6 protein-coding genes are annotated in these 6,340 nt (G+C 68.5%); 2 read left to right on the top strand and 4 right to left on the bottom strand.

The window, feature by feature from the left end:
* Positions 1–115: 115 nt before the first annotated feature.
* Positions 116–646 (bottom strand): type VI secretion system amidase effector protein Tae4, encoded by a 531-nt coding sequence (locus ACE3SS_RS14330; RefSeq protein ID WP_374595095.1) that lies wholly within the window; start codon positions 644–646, stop codon positions 116–118.
* Between the two features lie 138 nt (positions 647–784).
* Here ACE3SS_RS14330 and ACE3SS_RS14325 point away from each other — a divergent pair, with 138 nt between their 5' ends.
* Positions 785–1,186 carry an HI0074 family nucleotidyltransferase substrate-binding subunit gene (locus tag ACE3SS_RS14325; RefSeq protein WP_374595093.1) on the top strand — a complete coding sequence of 134 codons (402 nt, stop codon included), beginning with the start codon at positions 785–787 and terminating at the stop codon, positions 1,184–1,186.
* Entirely contained in the window at positions 1,179–4,178 is a 3,000-nt protein-coding gene (locus ACE3SS_RS14320; protein WP_374595091.1) for a DEAD/DEAH box helicase family protein, read from the top strand. Before ACE3SS_RS14325 ends, ACE3SS_RS14320 begins: the two co-directional genes overlap by 8 nt.
* Before the next feature lie 6 nt (positions 4,179–4,184).
* Here the strand turns inward: ACE3SS_RS14320 and ACE3SS_RS14315 are convergent, their stop codons facing one another.
* The 3 genes from ACE3SS_RS14315 to ACE3SS_RS14305 form a co-directional block, all read right to left on the bottom strand.
* Positions 4,185–4,700, bottom strand: coding sequence for an SET domain-containing protein (locus ACE3SS_RS14315; protein WP_374595089.1), 516 nt, complete (start codon positions 4,698–4,700; stop codon positions 4,185–4,187).
* A gap of 4 nt (positions 4,701–4,704) precedes the next feature.
* Positions 4,705–5,856: a metallophosphoesterase gene (locus ACE3SS_RS14310; RefSeq protein WP_374595087.1), complete on the bottom strand. Its 1,152-nt coding sequence runs from the start codon at positions 5,854–5,856 to the stop codon at positions 4,705–4,707.
* A 73-nt stretch (positions 5,857–5,929) separates the two neighbouring features.
* A partial coding sequence (locus ACE3SS_RS14305) for a response regulator (RefSeq protein WP_374595085.1) occupies positions 5,930–6,340 on the bottom strand: 411 nt, incomplete at its 5' end.

The raw sequence follows: 6,340 nt of genomic DNA, 5'->3' as shown, positions 1-6,340 counted from the left end.
ACATAGTCGCGGGCTTGTGCGATGGCAGCCGCGCTGGGTTGCCCGGCATACGTGGGCGGGAAGGCGCAGGCTAGAGCCAGTGTGATGGCTGCGCGGCGACAGAAGCGGGTTTGGTTCAAAGCGGCCACAGCATCATCCTTGTGGTTTGCGGCTCCACCAGGGGTGTCGCCGGGTTGTCCTTGAGATTGCGGTAGTCGTCGTGCCCGGGCTCTTTGAAGTTGACGCCATCCCACAAGGCAAGATGCCCGCTAGCATTGCTCCAGCCCTTGACAGAGAAAGCCACGATACCGCGCTTGCCTGCAAAGGCCGTGTCGAAGTCTTTGGTCACCGTAATGGGCGTAACGCCCAGGGCATTGGCTACGTAGGTCGTCATTTCGCTGACCCGAAACAAGTAGAGCTTCTTGTCTGCACCTGTCAACGGATGGAGCTTCAGCGCCGACAGCACCTTCGAGGAAAGCGGAAACCCCGCATAGTTCAGCGCTCGTGACATACGCACCGCACAAGTATTGCCATTGGGGCCGAAGCCTGGAATGTTGATGTTCTTTTCTAGCTGGCCACCGATGAAGGTGTGCAGCGACGTGAGCGTCGGGTAAAGATCGTGGTCTGGAAAGCTCTTCCACATGAGCGCAAAGTCTGGCTTGGCCATTGAATCCCCCCTTTAGGATTAACGGGTATTTCGGCTGAATGTAGCAGCGCCCGGCCCCGCCGCACGCGCTACGCCGTGCAGCGGAATGCCTTCACAATTCGCCTTGGTCTTTTTTGCCGTACATGCACCACAACCACCATGCCCATTGACGACCGCCTGCTGATGGCCATGAACCACTTCGAGCGCGCTCTGAGCCGCTTGAACGAGGTGCTGGCCATGCCTGAAAACGATGTCGTGCGCGACTCCATCATTCAGCGCTTTGAATTCACTTTCGAGGCGGGCTGGAAGGCGGCGTATCGCTGGTTGCGGGCACGCGGCAACGACGTGGACGAAGAGGCGTACTCGGTGATCCCCGAGGCATTCAAGCGCCGGCTGATCGTTGACGAGGCGGGCTGGGGCCAGATGCGCAAGTACCGCAACCTCACGTCACACACCTACAACCAGACGCTGGCCATCGAGGTGGCCGCCTTCGTGCGCGCCACCGGGGCGGCCTTGCTGGGCAGCTTGTTGGCCACACTGCAGGAGCGCGCAGGTGAGTGAGTTGACCACGCCGCTGTTTGGCGTCGAGCCGCACAGCGCGGCAGCCATGCGCGAGCTGTGTGAACGCACCCCGGGTCTGCGGCAGCTCTGGATTTTTGGTTCGCGCGCACGCGGCGACAACCGGGCCCGCTCGGATGTGGACTTCGCGGCCGATGCGCCCGATTGGTCCGCTACCGAGCACCTGGCGTTTCTGGACGCGCTCAAGCGTCTGCCCACCATCTACCCCATCGATTGCGTGTGGTGGCAAGGTGACTTGCCCACCGAGTTTCGCGAGCGCATCGAGCGGGATCGGAAAGTCTTCTGGGCCCCACGCCGCCGCGGCGCGCAGCCCGACGCGGTGGGTGGCATCAGCTTGAAGCCGTTTCAGGCCCGCGTGCTCGACCAGCTGGGCCTGTATCTGACCGAGCTGAAGAAGCACCAGACGCAAGCCGAGGCTGCCGCCGCCGCGCTGCAGGCGATGGAGGGCATGGAAGAGCTGGCGCAAACGGCAGCCGACTTCCCGAAAAAGACCTGGGCCGATCTGGCCAAGCGCCAGGCGCTGCCGCCGGCCTTTGCCGAGCGCCCGTATTCGAGCCGCTTCGACGGCGCCGGGCGCGCCATACCGAATGTGTGCCTGAAGGTGCCCACCGGTGGCGGCAAGACGCTGCTGGCCGCCGCCAGCGTGGCGCAGGTGTTTGGCGGCTACCTGGGGCGCCACGCCGGGCTGGTGCTGTGGGTGGTGCCCAACGAGGCGATCTACCGCCAGACGCTGAAAACGCTGTCCGACCGCGACCACCCGTATCGGCAGATGCTCAATGTGGCGGGCGCGGGCCGCGTGAAGGTGCTTGAGAAGCACGCGCCGCTCAGCCGGCTCGATGTGGAATCGAACCTGTGCGTGATGGTGCTGATGCTGCAGTCGGCCGCGCGGCAGAGCAAGGAGACGCTGAAGTTCTTTCGCGACCGGGGCAATGTGCTGGGCTTCTTGCCGCGCGAGGACGACATCGAGGCCCACTGGGCGCTGTTGAACGCGGTGCCCAACCTCGATGCCTACGCGGCCTGGGGCCAGAGCGCCGATGAAGCGCGCGCGCAAAAGGGCAGCATCGTGAAGAGCTCGCTGGGCAATGTGATGCGCCTGATCCGTCCGCTGGTGGTGATCGACGAGGGCCACCACGGCTACACCGACAACGCGCTGCGCACGCTCGATGGCTTCAACCCCTGCTTCTTGCTGGAGCTGTCGGCCACGCCGCGCGTGGCGTCCGACAAGAGCAGCGGCTCGAACATTCTGGTGGACGTGCGCGGCACCGATCTCGACGAAGCCGAGATGATCAAGCTGCCGATCGAGGTGGACGTGCGCCCCTGGAACGACTGGCAGAGCTGCCTGGGTGCGTCTCTTGCCAAGCTCGACGAGCTGCAGCGCGAAGCCGATGCCCTGCAGGCCGAGACGGCGCGCGCCATTCGGCCCATCATGCTGGTGCAGGTGGAACGCACCGGGGCCGATCAACTTGACGCCGGGCCCATCCACGCCGAGCAGGTCAGGACCCACTTGCTGCAACTGGGCTTGAGCGAGCGGCAGATCGCCATCAAGACGTCTGAAAAAAACGAGCTGCTGCAACCCGAGAACATCGACCTGCTGGCGCCCACGTGCGAGGTGCGGGTGATCATCACCAAGCAGGCGCTGCAAGAGGGCTGGGACTGCCCGTTTGCCTATGTGCTGTGCGCCCTGGCCGCGGGCCGCAACCCCGGCGCGATGACGCAGCTGGTGGGGCGCATCCTGCGCCAGCCGCACACGGCCAAGACGGGCCGCGCCGCGCTCGACGCCTGCTATGTGCAGTGCTTCGACGCCAGAACCGCCGACGTGGTGCAGGCCATCAAGCGCTCGCTCGAAGGCGAGGGCATGGGCGATCTGTCGATCAGCGTGCGCGGCGGCGGCGATGGCCCGGCCGACACGCACGCCGTGAAGCGCACGCGCCGTGCCGCCTATGCCGACCTGCGCCTGTTCGTGCCCAAGGTCACCTGGGCCGAGCCCGGTGCCGCGCGCCGCGAGCTGGTCTATGAGAGCGATGTGCTGGCCTGCCTGCCCTGGCACGAGGTGAATGTGGCGGCGCTGGCCGCGAACTGGGCACCCAGCACCCAGGCCGTCAACCGGGGTGGGCACTTCTCGCTGGATCTGTCCATCCTGGCGCCGGGCGAAGTGCCGAAGGAGGCGTCAGACCAGGGCGCGGGCGTGGGCGCCGACGCGCAGCTGGACCGCGCCCGGCTGGTGCGCGCGCTGCTCGACCTGGCGCCCAATGCCTGGCTGGTGTGGGACTGGGTCGATGCCGTGGTGACGCGGCTGCGGGCGCAGGGCTTTGGCGAAGGCGTGCTGGCGCGCTCCAGCGCCTCGCTGGCCGAGCGGCTGCGCATCGACGTGGAAGCCGAGCGCGACCGGCTGGCGCAGCAGGCGTTTGAAGCGCTGGTGCACGATGGCCGCATCGAGTTCTGCTTGCGCGCCGACCAGGCCGACTACGAGCTGCCGTTCACCGAGCAGCTGGAGCTGGGCGCCAAGCCCGCCCCCCTGACGCGCGACGATGCCCGCGTGATCGAAAAGAGTCTGCTGGAGCCCGCCGTTCGCACCCCCGACATGAACGAGCTCGAAGTGGCCTTCGCGGGCTATCTGGACGAAAGGCACGCGCTGCGCTGGTGGCACCGCAACGTGGCGAAAGCGCAATACGGCCTGCAGGGCTGGAAGCGCCACAAGGTCTACCCCGACTTCGTGTTCGGCGTGTTGCAGCAAGACGGGCACACCCGCACGGTGGTGATGGAGACCAAGGGCATGCACTTGGAGGGCTCGGGCGACACCCGCTACAAGCAGGCGCTGCTGGCGCGACTGACCGAGGCGTTTCGCGACGAACGCTTCAGCCGCGCCGGCGAGCTGGCGCTGGCCAGCCGGCAGCACGAAGACGTGGTCTGCGACCTGGTGTTCGACCAGGGCTGGCGCGGCGTGCTGGAGCAGCGCTACTTCTCGAAAGCCTGAACCGCGCTACAGCGCCCCCCGGCAGCCCGGCGCACCGCAGCGGCACGTCAACTGCCCCGCGTGGTGGGTGGCGCCGTAGCGGGCGGTGAGCTCCTCGCCGGCGGCGATGTCGCGCAGGGCATAAAACGCCACGCGGCCCTGCTGCACCTTGAGCACCATGTTCGGCGCGCACGAGTGGTTGGCGTAGCGCAGCGGGTCGGTGGACTCGGTGGCGTCGATGGCGCGCTGCCCGGACACCGCGATGATGGTGATGCGCGCCGGGGTGCCGGCGCTCTGATGCTGGCGAATCTGCGCGCGAGCGCGCCGCTGGCTCTCGGCCAGGCTGACGGGCTCGCCGCGGATCTCGCCGATCTTGCGCTGGGCCGGGATGTCGGTGAGCGCAAAGGCCCCCAGCCCGTCGATGGCGCTCGGGCGCACGTCCACCGGAAACTTCTGCGGGTCGGCCGGCACGCCGCGTGGCGCGTCGGCGGATGCGGGCGCGGCGGCCGGCGCGGCGGGAGTCAGGGGCTTGAGCGTGGGCATGGCTTCAGGCTTTGGTCAGACGCAGCCGCGTCACTTCGCTGGGCGCGCCCAGGCGCTTGGGCGGGCCCCAGTAGCCGGTGCCGCGGCTGATGTAGACCCACAGGCTGCCGTGGCGCACGAGGCCGGCGGTATAGGGCTGCTGCAGCGGCACCACGAGGCTCCAGGGCCAGAACTGCCCGCCGTGGGTGTGGCCGCTGAGTTGCAGGTCGAAGCCCGCCGCGTGCGCGGCCTCGGCGCTGCGCGGCTGGTGCGCCAGCAGCACGCGCACGGCGGCGTCGGGCGGCGCGCCCAGCAGCGCCTGATGCGGGTTGCTGCGCTCGTCGGCAAAGAAGTTGTGCGCCTCGTAATCGGTCACGCCGGCGAGCACCAGGCGGGCGTGGCCGTGCTCGATCACCACGTGCTCGTTGGTCAGCATGCAGATGCCGAGTCGGCGGAACTCGGGCACCCAGTGCTGCGCGCCCGAGTAGTAGTCGTGGTTGCCGGTCACGCCGAACACGCCGTCGCGCGCGTGCAGGCCGGCCAGCGGGGCGATGTGCTCGACGAGGTCATCGACGCGGCCATCGACGAGGTCGCCCGTCACGGTCATCACGTCGGGGCGCAGGCTGTTGGCCAGCTCGACGACGCGCTGCACGAAGCGCCGCTTGATGGTCGGGCCGACGTGCAGGTCGCTGATCTGCACGAGGGTGTAGCCCTCGAGCTCGGACGGCAGATTGGCGATGGGCACGGCCACGTCCACCACCCCCGGGCGGCGCTGCGCGTTGACGAAGCCCACGCCGGACGCCAGCAGCGCCGCCGCGGGCACGGCCACCGCGCTGCCGGCCAGCCACGGGCCGCGCGACGCGGGGCTGAGCCAGCTCACGCCGAGCAGCGAGAGGTCGCGCAGCGCGGTGAGGATCAGCAGCGTCGAGAACAGGCCCATGGCGACGTAGCCGCCCCAGGCGAGGCGGTCGGCCAGGGGCTGGCGCACCATGTAGGGCGCGGCCATGCTGGCGGGCATGAGCACGAGCGAGGCGACCAGCCACGCCGCGCCGAGCGCGCGCCAGGGGCCGTCGGGCCAGGCGGGCAGCAGGCGCGCGCCGATGTAGTAGTGCAAGAGGGCGAGCACCACCGCGACGACGACGATGAGCCCATTCGGTACGTGAGACGGCTTGGCCATGCGATGCAAATGACAACTGGGGAGACGCAGCGTAGCAGGCTCGGCCGCGCCCGCCGCGTGTCGGGGCGCGCCGTCAGCCGTTCGTGCCCAGCCAGTGCGCCAGCCGCTCGAGCAGCGCCTCGAAGATGATGGGCTTGGCGATGTGGTCGTTCATGCCGGCGGCCAGGCAGTCGCGCCGGTCGTCTTCAAAGGCGTTGGCCGTCATGGCGATGATGGGCACGCGGGCGTAGCCGGGCAACTGGCGGATCTGCCGCGTGGCCTCGATGCCGCCCATCAGCGGCATCTGCATGTCCATCAGGATCAGCGCGAAAGCATGGCGCCGCGCCTGCTCGACCGCCTCGACGCCGTTGACCGCGATGTCGAAGCGCAGCCCCGTGTGCGCCAGCCCTTGGGTGACCAGCATGCGGTTGAGCTCGTTGTCTTCGGCCAGCAGCACCCGCGCGCCGCGCAGCCCGGCCGCGTGGTCGGCCGCCGGGGGCGCGTC

This window comes from Aquabacterium sp. (genome assembly GCF_041915145.1).
Classification (GTDB): domain Bacteria; phylum Pseudomonadota; class Gammaproteobacteria; order Burkholderiales; family Burkholderiaceae_C; genus Aquabacterium.
The sequence above is the reverse complement of the archived record's forward strand: the minus strand, read 5'-3'. Positions and strand labels throughout refer to the sequence as shown.